General features: G+C 71.5%; 21 protein-coding genes and 1 pseudogene. 14 read left to right on the top strand and 8 right to left on the bottom strand.

Translation table 11 applies throughout. From position 1 onward, the window contains the following. Positions 1-81 precede the first annotated feature (81 nt). Both OG206_RS02915 and OG206_RS02910 read right to left on the bottom strand, forming a co-directional pair. The gene (locus OG206_RS02915) at positions 82-1119 is read right to left on the bottom strand and encodes an alcohol dehydrogenase catalytic domain-containing protein (RefSeq protein WP_327111834.1); all 1038 of its coding nucleotides are present in this window, start codon (positions 1117-1119) and stop codon (positions 82-84) included. 83 nt (positions 1120-1202) lie between these two features. Continuing rightward, on the bottom strand, positions 1203-1616 hold the full coding sequence (locus OG206_RS02910) for a (R)-mandelonitrile lyase (RefSeq protein WP_327111832.1): 414 nt from the start codon (positions 1614-1616) through the stop codon (positions 1203-1205). 143 nt (positions 1617-1759) lie between these two features. Here OG206_RS02910 and OG206_RS02905 point away from each other — a divergent pair. After that, a pseudogene (locus tag OG206_RS02905) lies at positions 1760-2298 on the top strand (MmyB family transcriptional regulator); the annotation flags it as partial. A gap of 107 nt (positions 2299-2405) precedes the next feature. Beyond that, positions 2406-3419, top strand: a complete 1014-nt coding sequence (locus OG206_RS02900; protein ID WP_327111830.1) for an MsnO8 family LLM class oxidoreductase — start codon at positions 2406-2408, stop codon at positions 3417-3419. A gap of 30 nt (positions 3420-3449) precedes the next feature. On the opposite strand, the gene OG206_RS02895 is transcribed toward OG206_RS02900, so the two are convergent. The 3 genes from OG206_RS02895 to OG206_RS02885 form a co-directional block, all read right to left on the bottom strand. Next, a complete protein-coding gene (locus OG206_RS02895; protein ID WP_327122161.1) occupies positions 3450-3839 on the bottom strand; it encodes a DUF2267 domain-containing protein in 390 nt (129 codons plus the stop codon). Positions 3840-4026: 187 nt separating this feature from the next. After that, a complete protein-coding gene (locus OG206_RS02890) occupies positions 4027-4218 on the bottom strand; it encodes a DUF6381 family protein (RefSeq protein ID WP_327111828.1) in 192 nt (63 codons plus the stop codon). A gap of 105 nt (positions 4219-4323) precedes the next feature. Next, positions 4324-4944 carry an L-threonylcarbamoyladenylate synthase gene (locus OG206_RS02885; protein WP_327111826.1) on the bottom strand — a complete coding sequence of 207 codons (621 nt, stop codon included), beginning with the start codon at positions 4942-4944 and terminating at the stop codon, positions 4324-4326. A 241-nt stretch (positions 4945-5185) separates the two neighbouring features. On the opposite strand from OG206_RS02885, the gene helR reads away from it, so the two are divergent. Then, a complete protein-coding gene (helR, locus tag OG206_RS02880) occupies positions 5186-7345 on the top strand; it encodes an RNA polymerase recycling motor ATPase HelR (protein WP_327111823.1) in 2160 nt (719 codons plus the stop codon). A 141-nt stretch (positions 7346-7486) separates the two neighbouring features. On the opposite strand, the gene OG206_RS02875 is transcribed toward helR, so the two are convergent. After that, the gene (locus OG206_RS02875) at positions 7487-8848 is read right to left on the bottom strand and encodes an FAD-dependent oxidoreductase (RefSeq protein WP_327111821.1); all 1362 of its coding nucleotides are present in this window, start codon (positions 8846-8848) and stop codon (positions 7487-7489) included. 321 nt (positions 8849-9169) lie between these two features. Between OG206_RS02875 and OG206_RS02870 the strand changes: the two genes are divergently transcribed. Next, the gene (locus OG206_RS02870) at positions 9170-9613 is read left to right on the top strand and encodes a nitroreductase family deazaflavin-dependent oxidoreductase (RefSeq protein WP_327111819.1); all 444 of its coding nucleotides are present in this window, start codon (positions 9170-9172) and stop codon (positions 9611-9613) included. 208 nt (positions 9614-9821) lie between these two features. Then, positions 9822-10097, top strand: a complete 276-nt coding sequence (locus OG206_RS02865) for a DUF2087 domain-containing protein (protein ID WP_327111817.1) — start codon at positions 9822-9824, stop codon at positions 10095-10097. Between the two features lie 94 nt (positions 10098-10191). Here the strand turns inward: OG206_RS02865 and OG206_RS02860 are convergent, their stop codons facing one another. Then, entirely contained in the window at positions 10192-11016 is an 825-nt protein-coding gene (locus OG206_RS02860; protein WP_327111815.1) for an aldo/keto reductase, read from the bottom strand. 309 nt (positions 11017-11325) lie between these two features. Between OG206_RS02860 and OG206_RS02855 the strand changes: the two genes are divergently transcribed. Continuing rightward, positions 11326-12627, top strand: coding sequence for an alpha/beta fold hydrolase (locus OG206_RS02855; RefSeq protein ID WP_327111813.1), 1302 nt, complete (start codon positions 11326-11328; stop codon positions 12625-12627). Positions 12628-12670: 43 nt separating this feature from the next. On the opposite strand, the gene OG206_RS02850 is transcribed toward OG206_RS02855, so the two are convergent. Further along, complete coding sequence (locus OG206_RS02850) at positions 12671-13243, bottom strand: rhodanese-like domain-containing protein (protein ID WP_327111811.1); 573 nt, start codon at positions 13241-13243, stop codon at positions 12671-12673. Positions 13244-13451: 208 nt separating this feature from the next. Between OG206_RS02850 and OG206_RS02845 the strand changes: the two genes are divergently transcribed. From OG206_RS02845 to OG206_RS02810, 8 genes are all read left to right on the top strand, one after another. Continuing rightward, positions 13452-14186: a PIG-L deacetylase family protein gene (locus OG206_RS02845; RefSeq protein WP_327111808.1), complete on the top strand. Its 735-nt coding sequence runs from the start codon at positions 13452-13454 to the stop codon at positions 14184-14186. Between the two features lie 201 nt (positions 14187-14387). Continuing rightward, positions 14388-14987 carry a helix-turn-helix domain-containing protein gene (locus OG206_RS02840; RefSeq protein ID WP_327111806.1) on the top strand — a complete coding sequence of 200 codons (600 nt, stop codon included), beginning with the start codon at positions 14388-14390 and terminating at the stop codon, positions 14985-14987. Positions 14988-15090: 103 nt separating this feature from the next. Then, on the top strand, positions 15091-16059 hold the full coding sequence (locus tag OG206_RS02835) for an NADPH:quinone oxidoreductase family protein (RefSeq protein WP_327111804.1): 969 nt from the start codon (positions 15091-15093) through the stop codon (positions 16057-16059). Next, positions 16056-17255 carry an acyl-CoA dehydrogenase family protein gene (locus OG206_RS02830; protein ID WP_327111802.1) on the top strand — a complete coding sequence of 400 codons (1200 nt, stop codon included), beginning with the start codon at positions 16056-16058 and terminating at the stop codon, positions 17253-17255. The genes OG206_RS02835 and OG206_RS02830 overlap by 4 nt, the downstream gene beginning before the upstream one ends. After that, positions 17252-18370: an acyl-CoA dehydrogenase family protein gene (locus tag OG206_RS02825; RefSeq protein ID WP_327111800.1), complete on the top strand. Its 1119-nt coding sequence runs from the start codon at positions 17252-17254 to the stop codon at positions 18368-18370. The genes OG206_RS02830 and OG206_RS02825 overlap by 4 nt, the downstream gene beginning before the upstream one ends. A 197-nt stretch (positions 18371-18567) precedes the next feature. After that, positions 18568-19458, top strand: coding sequence for a phosphatidylinositol-specific phospholipase C/glycerophosphodiester phosphodiesterase family protein (locus OG206_RS02820; RefSeq protein ID WP_327111799.1), 891 nt, complete (start codon positions 18568-18570; stop codon positions 19456-19458). 136 nt (positions 19459-19594) lie between these two features. After that, complete coding sequence (locus tag OG206_RS02815) at positions 19595-19789, top strand: hypothetical protein (protein ID WP_327111797.1); 195 nt, start codon at positions 19595-19597, stop codon at positions 19787-19789. A gap of 162 nt (positions 19790-19951) precedes the next feature. Further along, complete coding sequence (locus tag OG206_RS02810; protein ID WP_327111795.1) at positions 19952-20701, top strand: hypothetical protein; 750 nt, start codon at positions 19952-19954, stop codon at positions 20699-20701. Positions 20702-20767: the final 66 nt, after the last annotated feature.

Genomic DNA, 20767 nt, shown 5'->3' with positions numbered 1-20767 from the left:
GCATCGAGCGGGCCCCTGCGGCACACGGTCCCAAAGAGGTTTTCGGGACCCGGGCCACGTGTCCGACCGGGAGGGAGCGGTTCACGGGGTGACGAGAACCTTCAGGGCCTCACGCCGGTCCATCGCCCGGTACCCCTCGGGCGTTTCGTCGAGGGTCACGCTCCGGTCGAACACGCGCCCCGGCTCGACCGCTCCGGACAGCACGCCCGGCAGCAGCTCGTCGATGTAGGCGCGTACGGGTGCCGGGCCACCCGTCAGTGTGATGTTCGGCCCGAAGAGGCTGCCGAAGCCGACGGGCGCGTCCTCGTACTGGGGTACGCCGACCCGGCTGATCACGCCTCCGGGGCGCACCACGCCCACAGCCGTCTCGTACGCAGGCATGTGTCCTACGGCTTCCAGTACCGTGTGCGTTCCCTGGCCCCCCGTCAACTGCCTCACCTTTTCGACGCCCTCCTCCCCGCGCTCCGCGACGATGTCACTCGCCCCGAAATAACGCCCCAGATCGGTACGGTCCTTGTGCCGGCCCATCAGGATGATCTGCTCCGCTCCCAGTTGCTTCGCCGACAGCACGGCCAGCAGTCCGACCGCGCCGTCGCCGATCACCGTCACGGTGGTCCGCTCGTCGACCCGGGCCTGCCGGGCCGCGTGGTAACCGGTGCCGTACACGTCGGCCAGGGTGAGCAGCGACGGCAGCAGGGCGGAGTCCTCACCGACCGGCAGTTTCACCAGCGTGCCCGAAGCCTGCGGCACGCGCACGGCCTCGGCCTGGGCGCCCCCGACACCGCCGGAGGCGAAGAACCCGCCGTTCGGACACGAGGTGTGCAGGCCCTCACGGCAGAGGGCACACGTGTTGTCCGCGAACGCGAACGGCGCCACGACCACGTCACCGCGCTTCAGCCCGGTCACCTCGCTGCCGAGTTCCTCGACGACGCCGAGGAACTCGTGCCCCATGGGCGCGGGGCCGTCGTCCTCGCTGAGGGAGTGGTACGGGTGCAGGTCGCTCCCGCAGACGCAGGACCGCACGATGCGCACGACGGCGTCGGTGGGCTGCTGGACGACCGGGTCGGGCGCGTGTTCCACGCGCACGTCGCCGGCCTTGTACATGAACGTTGCCCGCATGGGACAGCTCTCTTTCCGCGTAAGGGGCAAGGGGGTGGTGGCACCGGGGGGGACCCACCGAGGTGACGGGCTGCGGGCCGCTGTCAGTGGTCGCGGATACGGGCCGCCCCGTACACGTCGTCGGTCACCTTCTCGAGCCAGGTGGTCTCGGGCCGTCCGTCTCCCGGGCTCTCCCACAGTGCGAGGTGTTCCATGAACCGGTCGGGAGTGGCCCCGTGCCAGTGCTCCTCGCCGGGCGGACACGAGACGGTCTCCCCGGGGTGCGCTTCGAGGAGGGTGCCGTCACGCGTTCCGACGAGCGCCGTCCCCGACACGACGTGGAGGGTCTGGCCGACGGCGTGGTGATGCCAGGCCGTGCGAGCCCCGGGGGCGAAGCGCACCATGTTCGCGCGAAGCCGCGAGGGCTCCTCCCCGGCTTGGATGACGTCGAACCACACGTCACCCGTGAACCACTCGGCGGGCGCCTTCGTCGTGGGCAACGGCTTGACGAATTCCATCTTCTCCTCATTCTTCGAGCTTCGAGGTCGCTTCGAGCGAGGTCTGCCGGATTTTCCGACGTACTCTCCGCTGTTCCACGAATTCCAGGCTCGCACCTTTCACGGGGTGCGCAAAGAGGAGGGTTTCCTCCTCGGAGAGAAACATCCTGGGCGACCTGACTTCGACGCCTGCCGTCGTCATGGGCCGGCGAATGGACGTCATCGCCTGGAACTCCCTCGCCGCCGCACTCATCACCGATTTCGGGAAGATTCCGGAGAAGCACCGCAACTATATTCGCATTCTGTTCACGGATCCCGCGATGCATACCCTGTACGCCGACTGGAATTCGGTGGCCCGCACGTGCGTCGCGCAACTCCGCATGGAGGCCGCGAAATGCCCCGACGATCCCCGCCTCGCCGCCTCGTGGGGGAACTCTCCGTCCAGGACGCACACTTCCGCGAGTGGTGGGCCGCCCATCAGGTCGCGACCCTGGGCGTCGGCACCAAGGTCCTCCCCCACCCGGTCGCGGGCGAGCTGTCACTGGACTGGGACACCCTCACCGCGAGCACGGACCCGGATCAGCAGCTCGTCATCTGGACCGCCGAGGTGGGCACGCCCACGCACGACGGGCTGCGCAACCTCGCCTCCTGGGCCGCCGACCGGAACCTCGCGGCCGCTCCCGCCGAGGGCGACGCCGGGTGACGCCGGAGCCGGTCCCCGGAACCCGCTGAGCGGGCCCGGCCATGGCTCAGGTCCCGCGGGCGCGGGCCGGCCGGGAATCCCGGTGTGTCTGCGACGTTGACAGAGGGGTGAGCACTCTCATCGAATCGATCCGGATCTCCGTCCTCGACCGCTCGCGCACCCGCGAGGGGTACGACGCCCCCCAGGCATTGCGCGACACCGTCGCGCTGGCCAGGACGGCCGAAGAACTGGGCTACCACCGGTTCTGGGTCTCCGAGCACCACAGTGTGCCCGGAGTGGCCGGCTCGGCACCGACGGTGCTCGCCGCCGCGGTGGCCGCTGCCACCAGCACCATCAGGGTGGGGACCGGCGGTGTGATGCTCCCGAACCACCAGCCGTTCGTCGTCGCCGAGCAGTTCGGGGTGCTGGCCTCGCTTTTTCCCGGGCGGATCGACATGGGACTGGGGCGTTCCGTGGGATTCACCGACGGGATCCGCCGAGCCCTGGGAAGGGACAAGGACGACGCGCGGGCCTTCGGCGGACAGCTCGCCGAGCTCCTGGGCTGGATGGACGGAAGCCAGCAGGTTCACCCCCAGGTCCACGCACACCCCGCCGAGGGGCTGCGTGTGCCCCCGTTCGTCCTGGCGATCGGAGAGGGCGCCGAGATCGCCGCTGCGGCCGGGCTGCCCCTCGTCGTGGGCGATCTCAGGAACCGCGACAAACTGATGCGCGTCGTCGACGGGTACCGCAGCGGGTTCCGCCCATCGGCATGGGCTCCCGAGCCGTACGTGATCGTGTCGGGCACCGTCGCCGTCGCGGGGACCGGCGAGGAGGCCGGACGGCTGCTGGTGCCGGAGGCCTGGTCCATGGCTGTGGCGCGGACCAGGGGGTCGTTCCCTCCGCTGCTGCCGGCCGGGCGGATCGAAGCACTGGCCATGACGGAGAAGGAGCGCGGGTTGTTCGAGGAGGGCCTGCGCGGTCACCTGGCGGGCACACAGGAGACGGTGTCGGCCGGCCTGGAGCGCGTCATCGAGGAGACGGGCGCAGACGAACTGCTGGTCACCACGAGCACGTACGACCGTGAAGCCCTGAAGGACTCGATGCGCCGACTGGCCCGGCTGGCGGGTCTGCGGGCCGGGTAGCCGCCGCGTGCGCCGGCCGTGTCCCGACGCTTACCTGCTGCTGGGGTGGCCGAACAGGAGGTCGTAGCCCGGGGGGAGTTGGAGCAGCAGGCGCTCCAGAAGCTCGTCGCCCGCGGCGTCCGCCGCCACGCTGAGGACCGCGCTCGTGTCCCACGCCGCCGTTTGCTCGGTGGCCCCGTCGATCCAGGCGGCGGCCGCGCGCACGAACCGCTCGGAACTGAGGGGTTCGGCGGCCTGCAACGGGTTCAGGAGGATGAGCGCGAAGGTCTCGGGCAGCTTCGCGGCCAGTTCGTTGCGTTCCTCACCGACGATGTGTGCGCCCAGGAGTGCCAGCACCACACGTGAGGCCCGCTCCGCCTCCAGTGCCGACGCGTACTCCCCGCGTTCCTGGACGGCCTCCAGGAACGCCTGCCATCTCATGTAGGTCACCGGGCCCCCTTCGCGGAGCGCGGGCGGAGAGCGGGGCGGGGGAGGGGAAGCCCGTGCCCCGCCCTCCGCGTATCCACCGCATGTCACCTCACTCCGGTAGTAGCACGGTGTGCCACCGCCGGCAACCGGAAGGCCTCGTCGACCGCGCGGCGATGCGACGGCAGGACGGCACGGCGTCCTACTCGATGGGATAGATGTCCCCACTGGCCATGTCGCTGATCTGCTCACTCTGCGATTCGAGACGCCGCGCCTTCTCCTGCAGGCGCTGACGCTCTCCGGCGTCCGTGGCCTGTTCGGCCGCGTTCTCGAGTTCCTTCGCCTTGTCGTGCATCTTCCGTGCACGGCCCCGAAGGTCGTCCGACTCACTCATGATCACTCCCTGGCGGTGTGCGGGCGGAACACCTCCACCGAACCAGGCACCCGGGGGTGCGCGCATCTCGGCGGCTGCCGGAAACGCGGAGTGACCGTGACGGAGCTACTCGAAGCGGGAGAGGTCACCGGCCCCGCGGCGCACGATCTCCAGTTCGCCGGAGGAGAAGTCGATGACGGTGGTGGGCTCCGTACCGCAGTCGCCGGAGTCGAGCACGACGTCCACGACGTGGTCGAGGCGTTCCTTGATCTCCCAGCCCTGCGTCAGCGGTTCCTTCTCGTCGGGCAGGAGCAGGGTGCTGGACAGCAGTGGCTCGCCGAGCTCGGCGAGGAGCGCCTGCGTGACGGCGTGATCGGGGATCCGGACACCGACGGTCTTCTTCTTGGGGTGCAGCAGTTGCCGGGGCACCTCTTTGGTCGCCGGCAGGATGAAGGTGTAACTACCGGGTGTCGCCGCCTTGATGGAGCGGAAGACGTCGTTGTCCACCTGGACGAACTGCCCCAGCTGTGCGAAGTTCTGGCACACGAGGGTGAAGTGGTGCCGGTCGTCGAGGTTGCGGATCGACCGGATGCGGCCGATCCCGTCCCGGCTGCCGAGCTGACATCCCAGGGCGTAACAGGAGTCGGTCGGATACGCGACGAGGGCGCCGGAGCGGATGCTGTCGGCCACGTTGCTGATGGTGCGGCGCTGGGGATTCTCGGGGTGCACATCGAAGTACTTCGCCATCCGACGAGTCTACGGGTTCCAGACGGCTGCGTTCCGCTTGCGGCAGGTGCACGTCGACGTCGAACACGTCGCATCCGCAGAGCCGTCCGACCGGAGCGGAGGGGGGCGGGGGCGGAAAGAGCGAGAACCCACCTCTTTCCACTCTCAACTTATAGCGCACAGGGGGCCTTGCGGCAAGGCCCCCTCCCTGCCGCAGAATCATCGGCCGAAGCCCGGAAACCTGCGGAAATAGGTGCGTTGAATGCGTTTTTCGTCGGACCCCGTGACCACCAGTGCGTTCGAGCTCCCCGAGCGCCTTGCCCAGAAGGCCGTCCCGTCACTGATCGCCGGCGACGAACAGCACTTCGCAGCCATCGCGGAGTGTCTGGAGCAGACGATCGACGAGTTGTCCGACCGTCTCGCCGCCGAGCGGAGGGCGCCGGGCGGTGCGGGTCGGCAGGCGATGGACCGGGACGCCGAGATCCACCGGCTCACCGGCCGCCTGCGCGCACTGCGGCGGTTCGGCCTCGACCTCTGCCTCGGTCACATGGCCGGTGCGGACGGGTCCGGCCCCGTGTACGTCGGACGCCTCGGCCTCAAGGACAGCGCGGGACGTCGGCTGCTCGTCGACTGGCGCTCACCGGCGGCCGAGCCGTTCTTCGGAGCCACCCACGCCAACCCGATGGGCCTGTCGAGCCGTCGCCGTTACCGGTGGAGCGGCGGACGCATCAGCGACTACTGGGACGAGGTGTTCACACCGGACGGCCTCAGCGGGCACGCGGCGCTCGACGACCAGTCCGCCTTCATCGCCGGCCTGGCCGGAACCAGGTCGGCGCGGATGCGGGATGTGCTCGGGACCATCCAGGCCGACCAGGACGCCATCATCCGTGCGGGGTCCCGTGGCGCGCTCGTCGTCGACGGCGGTCCGGGCACCGGGAAGACGGTCGTCGCCCTGCACCGCTCGGCCTACCTCCTCTACGCCGATCCGCGCCTCGGCCACCGCAGGGGCGGCGTACTGTTCGTCGGTCCGCACCAGCCCTATCTGGGATACGTGGCAGATGTCCTGCCCAGCCTCGGGGAGGAGGGCGTGCGGACCTGCACCCTCCGGGATCTCGTCCCCGAGGGAGCCGCGGCGGCGGGTGAGCCCGATCCCGAGGTGGCCCGGCTGAAGTCCTCAGCGGACCTCGTGCGCGCGGTCGAGGCGGCCGTCAGGTTCTACGAGGAGGCGCCGTCCGAGGGGATGGTGGTCGAGACGCACTGGTCGGACATCCGGCTGAGCGCGGACGACTGGGCGCTGGCGTTCGAGGCGGCGGGGCCGGGCACACCGCACAACGAGGCACGCGACCATGTCTGGGAGGAACTCGTCACGATCCTCGTGGACAAGCACGCGGGCGATGCGCCCGCGGAACAGCTGCGGAGGTCGCTGGAGCGGAACAGGGAGCTGACCGCCGCCTTCGACCGCGCGTGGCCGCTGCTCGACGCCGCCGAGCTGGTCGGTGACCTGTGGTCGGTGCCCGCCTACCTGCGTACGTGCGCTCCTTGGCTCGCCCCGGACGAGGTGCGGCGGTTGCAGAGGGCGGACGCCCAGGCCTGGACGGTGCCCGACCTGCCGCTTCTCGACGCCGCACGGCAGAGGCTCGGTGACCCGGCGGCGTCCCGGCGCGCCGTACTGCACAGGGCGGCCCTGGCCGCCGAGCGGGAGCGGATGGCCCAGGTCGTCGACGCCCTGCTCGAAGCGGACGACGACGGTGAAGGGCTGGTGACGATGCTGAACGGGCAGGACATGAAGGACACGCTCGTCGACCCGACCGCCCCGCACGGTGCCGAGTCCGACCCGCTCGCGGGCCCTTTCGCGCACATCGTCGTCGACGAGGCACAGGAACTGACCGACGCCGAATGGCAGATGCTGCTGCTGCGGTGCCCCTCCAGGAGCTTCACCGTCGTCGGTGACCGCGCCCAGGCCAGACGCGGGTTCACGGAGTCGTGGCAGGACCGGCTCGGACGGATCGGGCTCGACCGGATCACCATGGCCTCGCTGAGCATCAACTACCGGACTCCGCAGGAGATCATGCGGGAGGCCGAGCCGGTCGTCCGGGCCGTCCTCCCGGACGCCAATGTGCCGACTTCGGTCCGCAGCGGCGGGCTCCCGGTCGTCCACGGAGCGGTCGCCGATCTGGGCGCGGTCCTCGGCACCTGGCTGACCGGCAACGCCGAAGGCACCGCCTGTGTCATCGGTGATCCCACGTTCCGGCCGACGCCCCGCGTGCGGTCGCTGACTCCGGAACTGTCGAAGGGACTCGAGTTCGACCTGGTCGTACTCATCGACCCGGAGGCGTTCGGCGAGGGAACCGAGGGGGCGGTCGACCGTTATGTCGCCATGACCCGGGCGACCCGCCAACTCGTCGTCCTCACGAGTCCGTGAAGTCCTGGGCGGGCCCTGGGCGGGCCGTCCACCACGAGCTCAGAGGAGTCACAGGGCTGTCGCGCGCGGCCGGGAAGCCGACGGCCCGCGCCCCCGGAACTCCGTGTCGGAGTCCGGGGGCGCGGGCCGTCGAGCGGTCGGTCAGGCTCCCGAGGCGTCCAGCATGGCCGCGCGCTCGACCACCTTGACGCGCTCACGGCCCTGCTCGGCGCCGAGCGCCTGCTCGTGGGCGTCGAGGCGGTGCCAGCCTTCCTTGGTGGTGTAGCGCACGCCGCGCTGCTCCAGGAAGTCCACGACCGCGTCGGCTTCGGGCCGGCCGGGGGCGGGCAGGCGGCCGGCGGCGTGGTCCTCCAGCAGGCAGGCCACCGTCTCGTTGGCGTCACCCTTGGTGTGTCCGATGAGGCCGATCGGGCCGCGCTTGATCCAGCCGGTCACGTACACCGAGGACATCGGTTCGCCGCCGGCCAGCACGCGTCCGGCGGCGTGCGGGACGGTGCCGGACACCACGTCGAAGGGCAGCTTCGGGAGCTCCTCCGAGTAGTAGCCCACCGCGCGGTAGACGCTCTGCACGTCCCAGTCGGTGAAGCGGCCGGTGCCCTTGACGTTGCCCGTGCCGTCGAGCTCGGTGCGCTCGGTACGCAGGCCGACGACACTGCCGTCCTCGCCGAGGACCTCGACGGGGGACTCGAAGAAGTGCAGGAACAGCTTGTGGGGGCGGTCGCCGACGTCCCGGATCGCCCAGTTCTCCAGGGTGGAGGCCACCATGTTGGCCTGCTTGTTCTCCCGGCGCGTGGCGATCGAGCCGTCGTCGTAGTCGATGTCCTCGGGGTTGACGATGACCTCGATGTTCGGAGAGTGGTCCAGCTCGCGGAGCTCCATCGGGCTGAACTTCGCCTGGGCCGGTCCGCGTCGTCCGAAGACGTGCACCTCCAGGGCCCTGTTCGCCTTGAGGCCGTCGTACACGTTGGCGGGAATCTCGGTCGGCAGGAGCTCGTCAGCCGTCTTCGCGAGGATGCGCGCGACGTCCAGGGCGACGTTGCCGACGCCGAGCACGGCGACCTTCTCGGCCTCCAGTGGCCAGGTACGCGGAACCTCCGGGTGGCCGTCGTACCAGGCGACGAAGTCGGCGGCGCCGTAGGACCCACCGAGCTCGATGCCCGGTATGTCGAGCGCGCGGTCGGCGTCGGCGCCGGTGGAGAAGATCACGGCATCGTAGAAGGACCGCAGGTCGTCCAGACCGATGTCGTCGGGGTAGTCGACATTGCCGAACAGCCGCAGCTGCGGCTTGTCCAGGACCTGGTGCAGCGCCTTGACGATGCCCTTGATCCTCGGGTGGTCGGGAGCCACTCCGTACCGGATCAGGCCGAAGGGGGCGGGCATGCGTTCGAAGAGGTCGATCGATACGCCCGGCTCCTGGGCGACCTCGGACTTGAGAAGCGCGTCCGCTGCGTAGATTCCGGCGGGACCGGCTCCGACGATGGCGACGCGGACGGGGCGTGTCATGGAGTGTTGTTCCTTTGGGCGGCGGTCGCGGGCAGAGGGGAGCGGGGTAAGGGTTGACTTACTCCGCTGCTCACCACGGTATGCCCTGTTCTCCAGCCCTCCTGGAGCGGGGCATGAGTATTTTAAGGAAATAAAAGGACGTACACGCGTGAACCGGACTCATTTCTGTGAGCAGATTCCGCTCGGGTCGTCTCATGTGGTTCCAGAGGCTGAGACGAAAGGCGGTGCGGGGCCGCATGGCCGGTGTCCCTGCGTGCCGCCGGTCGCGGGCGGAGACATGATGGGAGCACGACGCAGCACTCCGACGAGAGGACAGGTGCCATGCCGATCGAGGGTGAGTACGAGCCGAGCCCGACCGCATGGGTTCGTGAGCAGGTCGAGCTCATCGAGAGCTCCGGCGGGACGCAGGGCACCACCCTGCGGGGTATGCCCGTCATTCTCCTCACGACGCGAGGCGCCAAGAGCGGCAAGGTCCGCAAGTCGCCGCTCATGCGGGTCGAGCACGACGGACGGTACGCCGTCGTCGCCTCCCTCGGCGGCGCCCCCAAGCACCCCGTCTGGTACTACAACATCCTCGCCGACCCGAAGGTCGAGCTGAGGGACGGCACCGTCCAGCAGGACATGGTGGCCCGCGAGGTGTCGGGGGACGAGAAGGCGCTGTGGTGGGGCCGGGCCGTCGAGGCATTCCCCGACTACGCCGAGTACCAGAGGAAGACCGACCGCGAGATCCCGGTCTTCGTCCTCACTCCGGCGGATCAGGGCTGACACGACCGGGCGGGAGCCGCAGGCGGATCGGCCGGTACCCCGTGAACGCGGGGCCGGCCGGTCCGGGGCTCCGCCCTCTGCCCCGCGCTCTCGGACGGCGGCGCTCCGTCCCGCGTGCCCGGGCCTCGCGCCCACGGGTGAGGGGCCCGCGCCCTCGCCGCGAGGAAATCGCGTTGCCCCACTCGCTCGCGCCTGCGAGGCTCCCGGGATGCCCGATACGGAATCCCGCAGTTCGCACCAGGTGTCCTCCCTCTTCTCGGGGGGCCGCCTCACGGCGATCCCCCGTAGGACCGCGCGGCGTGATCAGTTGCTGGCGCACCTCGCGCAGACGCTGTTCGAGCCCGACCGCGTCTACAGCGAGCGTGAGGTCAACGAGGCGCTGCTCACCGTGCACGAGGACTGCCCCGCCCTGCGCCGCTTTCTCGTAGTGGCCGGGCTGCTGGAACGGACCAGGGACGGCGGGAGCTACCGGCGGGCCGGCTGACTGGTCACAGGCGTGCCGCCGCCGATGCCGACCGGCGCGGAGGCGGGTCCGGGCCCGTCGTGTGCCCGGCAGGTGGACGGGCCGCTGTGCGGGGTCAGTTGACGACGTCCGGGTCGGGGCCGGTCCGCATGCCACGGTCCAGGCCGGCGACGGCGTTCATGTCGGCGGCTGAGAGTTCGAAGTCGAACACGTCGATGTTCTGCCGGATCCGCGCGGGTGTGACCGACTTGGGGATCACGATGTTCCCGAGCTGGAGGTGCCAGCGCAGGACGACCTGTGCGGGTGTCCTCCCGTGGCGCTCCGCGAGCGAGGTGATCACCTCGTCGTCGAGCAGCGCCCCTTGGGCCAGCGGGCTCCACGCCTCGGTGGCGATGCCGGCCTCGGCGTGCACGGCGCGGAGTTCGCTCTGCTGGAGGCCGGGGTGCAGCTCGACCTGGTTGACGGCGGGCGCGAGTGAACTCTGCTCGCGCAGGCGGTTCAGGTGCGCGGGCTGGAAGTTGGAGACGCCCGCGGCCCGTATCCGGCCGTCTGCGTACAGCTTCTCCAGGGCGCGCCAGGTGTCGGTGTAGAGGTCGCGGGCGGGCGTCGGCCAGTGGATGAGGTAGAGGTCCACGTGGTCGAGGCCGAGCTCGGCCAGCGACGCGTCGAAGGCAGCGAGTGTGGCGTCGTAGCCCTGGTCCGCGTTCCAGAGTTTCGTCGTGACGAACAGCTCCTCCCGGGGGAGTCCGGACTCGGCCAGTGCCCGGCCCACGCCCGCCTCGTTGCCGTAGACGGTGGCCGTGTCGATGGAGCGGTAGCCCGCCTCCAGTGCGGTGGTGACCGCCGCGGTGGTCTCGTCGTCGGGCACCTGGAAGACGCCGAAGCCGAGCTGCGGAATCGTGACGCCGTTGTTGAGGGTGACGGTGGGGACCGTGGGCATGAGGGGACCTCTCGTAGCTCTGGGACAAACCGCTCCGCGTGCGGCGGTTGCAGGCGTCGACAATAGTTGCGCACGCGGGTTAATGGCAAACGCCGCCCATTCGTGTTCCGGGCCCGTCCGGCGCCCGCCGCCCGGACGCGACCGGGTTCACCGCGCCGGCCACCCCGGCCGCCGGTCATCCCGGACCGACCCCGGCGATGCCCCGGCCACCCGCCCGGATCCGTCCCGGCGGAGCTCGCGCGGCCCGCTCCCGGCCGGGTCGCGGCGATGTGCTGAACTGTCCGGGAACAACCCGATACAGGAGTCCCCTTGAACAGCTATCGCCAGCCCGGCCTCGTCCTCACGGACCGCCGGTTCACGGTTCCCCTCGACCACGACGATCCGGGCGGTGAGGCGATCGAGCTCTTCGCCCGCGAGGCCGTCGCCTCCGGGAAGTCGGGCGAGGACCTGCCCTGGCTGGTCTACCTGGAGGGCGGCCCGGGGTTCGGTGCCCGCCGCTTCGTCGGTGACGAGGCATGGCTGGGCCGGGCGGTACGGGAGTTCCGTGTGCTGCTCCTGGACCAGCGGGGGACGGGTCTCTCCACCCCGGCGACCCGGCAGACCCTCCCCTCGCGCGGCGGCCCGCGCGAACAGGCCGCCCACCTCGCGCACTTCCGCGCCGACAGCATCGTCCGCGACTGCGAGCTGATCCGGCCTCAGCTCACGGGCGGGGCCCCCTGGACGGTCCTCGGGCAGTCCTACGGCGGGTTCTGCGCCGTGCACTACCTGTCAGCCGCCCCGGAAGGGCTCGACACCGTCCTGATCACCGGCGGACTGCCGTCGCTGGACGCACACGCCGACGACGTCTACCGGGCCGCGTACCCGCGCATCGAGCGCAAGGTCGCGGCGCACTACGCCCGTTACCCGCAGGACGTCGCACGCGCCCGTGCCGTCGCCGCGCACCTCGCGGAGCACCGCCCCGACAGCGCGGGCCACCGGCTGACTCCCGAAGGCTTCCAGTCGCTGGGCATCATGCTCGGCGGCGGCACCGGCAGTCATCAGCTGCACTACCTCCTGGAGAACGCCTTCGTCGACGGCACCCACGGGCGCGAGCTCTCCGACGCCTTCCAGGAGGCCATGCGCACCGCCACGTCGTTCGCCGGGCACCCGCTGTACGCCCTCATGCACGAGTCGATCTACGGACAGGGCCCGCGGCCCACCGGCTGGGCGGCCGAACGTGTCCGCGCCGAGTTCCCGCAGTTCGACGCCGGCACCGCCCTCGCGGGCGACGGACCGGTGCTGTTCACCGGAGAGAGCATCCACCCCTGGCACTTCGACGTCGATCCCGCACTGCGTCCGCTGCGCGAGACGGCCGAACTGCTGGCGGCCCGCACCGACTGGCCCGTCCTGTACGACACCGAGCGGCTCGCGGCCAACGAGGTGCCGGTGGCCGCCGCCGTCTACCACGACGACATGTACGTCGACACGGAGCACGCGCTGCGCACGGCTGCCTCGATCCGCGGGCTGCGCACATGGGTGACCAGTGAGTTCGAGCACGACGGGGTGCGGGCGGGCGGGCCGCGTGTGCTCGACCGGCTGCTCGCGCTCGCGAGGGGCGAGAGCGACCGTTAGGGCCTCCGGCCCGGGGCCCGCGAGGCCCCGGCGCCGTCCGGGCTCAGCCCTGGAGTGCGTCCAGGGTCGCGACCAGGCCGGCCTCCGCCTGCGGCGCGCGGTTGTACGGGAGCTTCCCGAGGACCGCCGCCATGCCGCAGGTGTTGCTCGCCGCGGAATAGACGAGACCGGCGCCGACCCCGGCCGACAGCCAGCGCGCCGCGGGGAAGCGTCGGCCGGCCAGCAGGCCCGCCACCACCAGCGAACCGGCGGCGAGCCGCACCTGGCGCTCCATCGGCCACGTGGTCCGTGCTCCCGCGGGACGGTCGAGACCGCGCCCGTCGCCCTCCCAGGCCGAGGTGCCGCCGGTCAGGGTGGCGGCCGCGATGTCGGCGTCGGCGAGGATCTCGCAGGCGCGGACCGAGCGCACCCCGGAGGCGCACACCACCAGCAGGGAGCCGCGGGCCGAGGCCGACTTCAGGGCGGGCAGCGCCTCTGCGAGCCGGTCGAGCGGGATGTTCAGTGCGCCCGGCACGTGTCCCGAGGCGTACTCCCCGGGGGCCCTGACATCGATGACGGTGAACTCCTCCAGACGGGCCGCGGCCTGGGCGGGGGAGAGGGATGCGGGGCTGATCACGGGCGGATCTCCTTTCGGTCGCCGGAGCGGCCGGGTTCCTGCTCGTCCCGGTTCTCCGGACGCCAATAATACCCCTAGGGGTATTCGGTTCCCGGCTCGGTGCGGTTCGGTGCGGGGCGCGTCCGACCGGGGCGACTCCAGGGCCCCTGCCCCGAACCGCCTCCGGAATGCGCGGATCCGTGATCGCTTCCCGGATAGCCTTCCCGGCATGACACAGCAGCAGCTGGAACCCATGCCCGCGGACTGGCAGCGGGCGCTGGCGGTGGTCGCCCACCCCGACGACCTGGAGTACGGCTGCGCCGCCGCCGTGGCCGGCTGGACCGACGGAGGCCGGGAGATCACGTACCTCCTGGCGAGCCGCGGTGAGGCCGGGATCGACACGATCGCTCCCGAGGAGTGTGCGCCGTTGCGCGAGCGGGAGCAGCGGGCGAGCGCCGCGGCCGTGGGTGTCACCGGCGTGGAATTCCTGGACCACCGGGACGGCGTCATCGAGTACGGCACGGCTCTGCGCCGCGACATCGCGGCGGCCGTCCGCCGGTACCGGCCCGAACTGCTCATCACGCTCAACCACCGCGACACCTGGGGCGGCGTGGCGTGGAACACCCCCGACCACCGCGCGGTCGGCCGCGCCACCCTGGACGCCGCCGGTGACGCCGGCAACCGCTGGATCTTCCCCGAACTCCGGGAGCGGGGACTCGAACCGTGGGACGGCGTGCGCTGGGTCGCCGTGGCGGGTACCGACCGGCCCACCCACGCGGTCGACGCCACCCCGGGGTTCGAGCGCGCTGTCCGGTCGCTGCTCGCCCACCGCACCTACATCGAGGTGCTGACCGACGAGGCCCCGGAGGCGTACTGCCGCAGGTTCCTCGCCGGCACCACCGAGGCCGCTGCCGAGCGCTTCGGCGGCCGCCCCGCCGTCGCGTTCGAGGTCTTCAGCCGCTGAGCCGCGCCCGCGGACCCTCCGCCGTGGCCGCAGGTCGCTCGTGCCGGCGCGAGGCGAGCAGCCCGCCCCCCGGTACCGACGGCTTCCGGGACCGCTTCACGGGTGTGTTGGGGGCCGGCCCGTACGCGTACCGCGCGCTTTCCGTGGAGCGGCCCGACGCACCTGTTTGACACATGCGTTTGCCGATTCTGCAATGGACGCATGAAGGAACAGAGTCAGGAAGACCCCGAACTGGACGCCGTGCTCACCGGCGTCGGACCCCGGCTGCGGCGGCTGCGCAAGGATCGCGGGGTGACGCTCGCGGCACTGTCCGAGGCGACGGGTATCTCCGTCTCCACCCTGTCCCGCCTCGAATCCGGCGGCCGGCGGCCCAGTCTCGAACTGCTGCTCCCGATCGCGAGGGCCCACGAGGTGCCGCTCGACGACCTCGTGGGGGCCCCGCCGGTCGGTGATCCGAGGGTCCGGGCGAAACCGATCGTCCAGGGTACGAAGACCTCCCTGCCACTCACCGGCAGACCGGGGGGCCTCCAGGCGTACAAGGTGATCCAGGAGGCTCCCTGCCACGACGTGCCCGAGCAGCGGACCCACGAGGGCTACGAGTGGCTGTACGTGCTCAACGGGCGGCTGCGGCTCAAGCTCGCCGAACACGACCTCGTCCTGGTGCCGGGCGAGGCCGCCGAATTCGACACGCGGCTGCCGCACTGGTTCGGCCCCGCGGGCGACGAGCCGGTCGAGTTCCTCAGTCTCTTCGGGCCGCAGGGGGAGCGGATGCACGTGCGTGCCAAGCCGAAACGGCCGTGACGCGGGCCGTCCCGGTGTGCGCGAGGGTGTTCCCAGACGGACAAGCGACCGCTTAGTATGCGCCGGAGCAGTGGTAATGCCGACAGTGTTGTGGAGGCCCCTCATGCAGGCATGGCGAGTGCACCGGAACGGCGAGCCGAGCGAGGTGATGGAGCTCGAGGAGACGGACCGGCCCGTGCCCGGCGACGGTCAGGCGCTGATCGAGGTGCGCGCGGCGAACATCAACTTCCCCGACGCGCTCCTGTGCCGGGGTCAGTACCAGGTGCGGCCCCCACTCCCCTTCACCCCTGGCGTGGAGGTCTGCGGTACGACCGAGGACGGCCGCCGGGTGCTCGCCACCCCCGCCCTTCCGCGGGGAGGCTTCGCCGACTACGTCGTCGCGGACGAGGCGGCCCTGCTGCCGTCACCCGAGGCCCTCGACGACGCCGAGGCGGCCGCCCTGCACATCGGATACCAGACCGGCTGGTTCGGACTGCACCGGCGCGCACACCTACAGGCCGGCGAGACGCTGCTGGTGCACGCGGCGGCCGGCGGCGTCGGCAGTGCGGCCGTCCAGCTGGGCAAAGCGGCCGGAGCCACCGTCATCGGCGTGGCCGGCGGACCCGAGAAGGCCGCGATCGCCCGCGAACTGGGCTGCGACCTGGTCATCGACCGCAGGAGCGAGGACATCGTCGCTGCCGTGAAGGAGGCCACGGGAGGACGCGGCGCGGACGTGGTCTACGACCCCGTCGGCGGAGAGGCCTACGCCAAGTCCGTCAAGTGCGTCGCCTTCGAGGGCCGGGTCGTGGTCGTCGGCTTCGCGAGCGGCTCGATCCCCGCACCCGGGCTCAACCACGCCCTGGTGAAGAACTACTCGATCATGGGCCTCCACTGGGGTCTGTACAACACCAAGGACCCCGCCGCTGTCCGCGCCTGCCACGACGAACTCACCAAACTCGCCGAACAGGGCGCCGTCAAGCCGCTCATCAGTGAACGCGTCCCCATGGCCGACGCGGCGCGGGCCGTCCAGCGGGTCGCGGACGGCACCAGCACCGGTCGCATCGTCGTCATGCCGGCAGGAGGGGCCCGATGAGCGCCACCATCGACGCGCAACAGGTCCGCCGGCTCGCCCGGGAACTGCTGGCGGCCCACCCGCCGGCCACCACCGGCCGCACCGCGTTCCTCGAGGCGCGCTTCGACGCCGGCCTCGCATGGGTGCACTACCCCGTGGGCCTCGGCGGGCTCGACGCGCCGCGCTCTCTGCAGCCCGTCGTCGACGCCGAACTCGCCGCCGCCGGGGCCCCCGACAACGATCCGCGGCGCATCGGCATCGGACTCGGCATGGCCGCCCCGACGATCCTCGGTTTCGGCACCGACGAGCAGAAGAAGCGCTTCCTGCGCCCGCTGTGGGTCGGCGAGGAGGTGTGGTGCCAGCTCTTCAGCGAGCCCGGCGCGGGTTCCGACCTGGCCGCGCTCGCGACCCGGGCCGTCCGCGACGAGGACGGGTCGGGGGACTGGGTGGTCGACGGGCAGAAGGTCTGGACCTCCAGTGCCCACGTCGCCCGCTGGGCGATCCTGATCGCCCGCACCGACCCCGACGTCCCGAAGCACCGGGGGATCAGCTATTTCATCTGCGACATGACCGACCCGGGTGTCGAGGTGCGTCCCCTGCGCCAGATCACCGGCGAGGCCGAATTCAACGAGGTCTTCCTCACCGGCGTACGCATCCCGGACAGCAGGCGGCTCGGCCCGGTCGGCGACGGCTGGAAGGTCGCGCAGACCACCCTGATGAACGAGCGCGTCTCGATCGGCGGAGCCCGTATCCCCCGCGAAGGCGGCATGATCGGCACCGTCGCCAAGACCTGGCGCGAACAGCCCGCGCTGCGCACCCACGACCTCCACCGGCGGCTGCTCACCCTGTGGGTCGAGGCGGAGGTGGCCAGGCTCACCGGTGAGCGGCTGCGCCAGCAGCTCGTCGCCGGTCAGCCCGGCCCCGAGGGCTCGGGCATGAAGCTCGCGTTCGCCCGGCTGAACCAGGAGATCAGCGGGCTGGAGGTCGAACTCCTGGGTGATGAGGGTCTGTTGTACAGCGACTGGACCCTGCGGCGCCCCGAGCTCGTCGACTTCACCGGACGCGACGCCGGATACCGCTATCTGCGGTCGAAGGGGAACTCCATCGAAGGCGGTACGAGCGAGGTCCTGCTCAACATCGTCGCCGAACGCGTGCTCGGTCTCCCCGTCGAGCCGCGCAACGACAAGGACGCAGCCTGGAAGGACCTCGCCCGATGACCGCACAGACCGAAGCCCACGCGCCGGACCTGCTCTACTCGGAGGCGGAGGAGGACCTGCGGTCGGCGGTCCGCTCGCTGCTCGCGGACCGGGCCGACGCGCCGAAGGTGCTCGCGTCGATCGAGTCCGACACGCCGTACGACCAGCGGCTGTGGGATTCCCTTGCCTCCGGGATCGGGGCCGCGGGACTGCTGGTGCCCGAGAAGCTCGGCGGGCAGGGCGCGAGCCATCGCGAGGCTGCCGTGGTCATCGAGGAGCTCGGCCGGAGTGTCGCCCCGGCCCCCTATCTGACCAGCTCCGTGGTCGCCACCGAAGTGCTCCTCGCGCTCGTCACCGACGACGGGCCGGCCGGCGAGCTTCTCGCCGGCCTCGCGGCGGGGCGCAAGGTCGCCGTCCTCGCGCTGCCGTTCGCCACGGCACCGGCCGACAGCGCCCGGGCGCTGACGGGCACGCTCGACCGGACCGTGACCGGTGTGGCCGACGCGGTGGCCGCCGACGTACTGCTGGTGCCCACCGGCGAGGGGTTGTACGCGGTGGAGACCGGGGGCGACGGCGTCGGCGTCCAGCCGCTCGTCGCCCTCGACCTGACCCGACCGCTCGCCGCGGTCACGCTGAGCGGCGCCACCGGCACACGCCTCGCGGAGGCGGGGCCCGCCGCCGCGGCCGTGACGAGGGGTCTGCTGGCAGGCGCCGGCCTGCTCGCGTCCGAGCAGCTCGGCGTTGCGGAATGGTGCTTGACCGAGACGGTCCGGTACACCCGGGAGCGCCACCAGTTCAACAGGCCGGTCGGCTCGTTCCAGTCGCTCAAGCACCGGATGGCCCAGCTCTGGCTGGAGGTCGTCTCCGCGCGCGCCGCCGCGCGCAACGCCGCCGACGCGCTGGCAGCCGGAAGCCCCGACGCCCCGCTCGCCGTGGCCGTGGCGCAGGCGTACTGCTCGACGGTCGCCGTGCACGCCGCCGAGGAGTGCGTGCAGCTGCACGGCGGGATCGGGATGACGTGGGAGCACCCCGCGCACCTGTATCTGAAGCGGGCCAAGGCCGACTCGATCGCGTACGGCTCCGCCGGACGGCACCGTGACGCCGTCGCCGAACTGGTTGAGCTCGAGGCACCGTAGGCGCGACCGGCGGGATGACGTGGCCATGCGTCTTCCCGCCCGGTCGTGACCGGTACGGGCGCGGGGAACCGGCAGGCGCATCGCAGCCGACGGGCGGACGACGGCCCGTCCAACACTTGGCAGGTACCTGCCCGCGGAACGCCCGCGCGGCCATACTCGTCGCGTTCCCCCGCCCGACCGCTCGAGGGAGACCTCCCATGGCACACCTGACTCGTCGCAGCGTCGTCACCACCGCTCTAGCCACCACGGCCGCCGGCGTGTTCATCCCCGCCCAGACAGCAGCCGCGGCTCCCGCGGCGCAGGCCCGGCCCCGCGGCCCCCGCCCGCTCGCCCGGGCCCACGCCCACAACGACTACCTGCATCCGCGGCCGCTCCACGACGCGCTCGCGCACGGATTCACCAGCGTCGAGGCGGACATCTTCCTCGTCGACGGCGAGCTGCTCGTCGCCCACGAAGCCGGGAGCCTCGACCCCGCGCGCACCCTGACCGGCCTCTACCTCGACCCCCTGGCGGCCCGGGTGCGCGCCAACCACGGATCCGTCCACGCCGGGCACCGTGACCCGTTGCAGCTGCTGATCGACATCAAGACCGATGGCGCGGCGACCTACCTGGCGCTCGACCGCGTGCTCCGGCGTTACCGGCACATCCTCAGCCACTCCGTCCACGGGCAGGTCCGGACGGGGGCCGTCACCCCCGTCATCTCGGGCGACCGCGCAGCCCGTGTCCCCATGGAGGCGCAGACCACCCGCTACGCCTTCTACGACGGCAGGCCTGAGGATCTCGGTGGCCCGGCTCCCGCCTCCTTCGTCCCGCTGATCAGCGGCAACTGGACCCAGAGCTTCACCTGGCTGGGGACGGGACCCTTCCCCGCCGCCGAGCGTGACAGGCTTCGCACATTCGTCACGACAGCCCACGCCGCCGGTCAGCGGGTGCGCTTCTGGGGCACCCCGGACGTCCGGGGGCCTGAGCGTGACGCGGTCTGGACGGAACTCGTCGCCGCCGACGTCGACCACCTCAACAGCGACGATCTGGACGGGCTCGAATCCTTCCTCCGTCGGCGAGGGGACACCGGCCGCCGGAGCGGCTGACAGGCTCCGGCCGCCCCGTCCGGTCACGGTGCGTGAACACCCGTTCGGCGGACACGCCGGTCCGCCGAACGGCCCCCACGCTGCGCCACACTGGCCGCCGAATGCCGCAATTGCGGCGCGGCGGAGGAGGTTGGCCATGGCCATTTCGATCTCACTGGTACTGCTCATGCTGATTCTCGCAGTGATCTTCCTGCGCAACGGCGGGCTCAAGGTGTCGCACGCGATCGTCTGCGCGCTGCTCGGGTTCTTCCTCGCCGGTACGAGCATGGCCCCCACCATCCACGAGGGGATCAGCGCCACCGCGAACGTGGTCGGAGGTCTGAGGCCCTGACCTTCGCGCGGCCCCGGTACGGAAGAATGGGGCTCCGATCGGGACGCATGCGCGACGCGGGACCCGTACGGGGCGATACGGTCGTCCCCAGGGCCCCTGCGCGCGCTTCGTCGACATGGCTTGGACCTGACCGCTCCACGCCACGTACTGGAGAACGCCGCAATGTCATTCCCGCCCCCCGGACGGCACTCGGGAGCCGCCCACCACGAGTACTGCAACAACGCCCTGTGCTGCCGCTGCCAGCAGCGGCAGTGGACGACGAAGCTCGGCGACGAGCGGCTCTGCGGTCCCTGCGCCGCCTGCTGCCGTGACTGCGGACGGGCGCCCGCGCCCCACCTGGACGGGCTCGACGACGGACTCTGCGCGGAGTGCCGCGGCCGCTGCGGCCGGTGCCAGCGCGCCCTGCCCCCCGAGGGGCCCTGCACCTGCCGGAAGTGGCGCGAGCGGGCGGCCGGCGACCCGGTCGCCTACATCCTCCAGGCCCTTCCGCAACCGCTGGTCCAGGCGCTCGGCCACCGCCACCCCCGTACCGTCCACGACCTGCTCCACCAGGAGCTGGCCAGGCGCACCCCCGACCAGCTCCTGGAGCGGCTGGAGCGCCGGTGGAACGTCCGCTGGTCGCACGCCCTGCACGAGAAGGACGAGGACGGGCGACGCCGCTGGGCGCCCCAGGAGATCGCCGAGGCGCTCGTGGGTCCGAGCCGCTGTACGAACCCGCAGTGCGAGGACGGCTACCTGATCACCACGGACACGCCGTGCGACCGGTGCCTGCGGCCCACCCACCGCTTCGTCACGTCGGTCGCCGACCGTACGGCGACCTCCGAGCACGCGCGAGCGACCGCCGCCCGGATCAGGCGGGCCCTCGTGGAGGGCCGGTCCACCAAGCCCGGCAAACGACGGCCGAACGGCTGACCCCGCCGACGGGGGCGAGTACGGCCCGGCCCTTCTGCCTGCCGTGCTCGACGCACAGCGGGCAGA

The sequence above is a fragment of the Streptomyces sp. NBC_01341 genome (assembly GCF_035946055.1).
Classification (GTDB): domain Bacteria; phylum Actinomycetota; class Actinomycetes; order Streptomycetales; family Streptomycetaceae; genus Streptomyces.
This window is presented reverse-complemented; position numbering and strand designations above follow the sequence as displayed.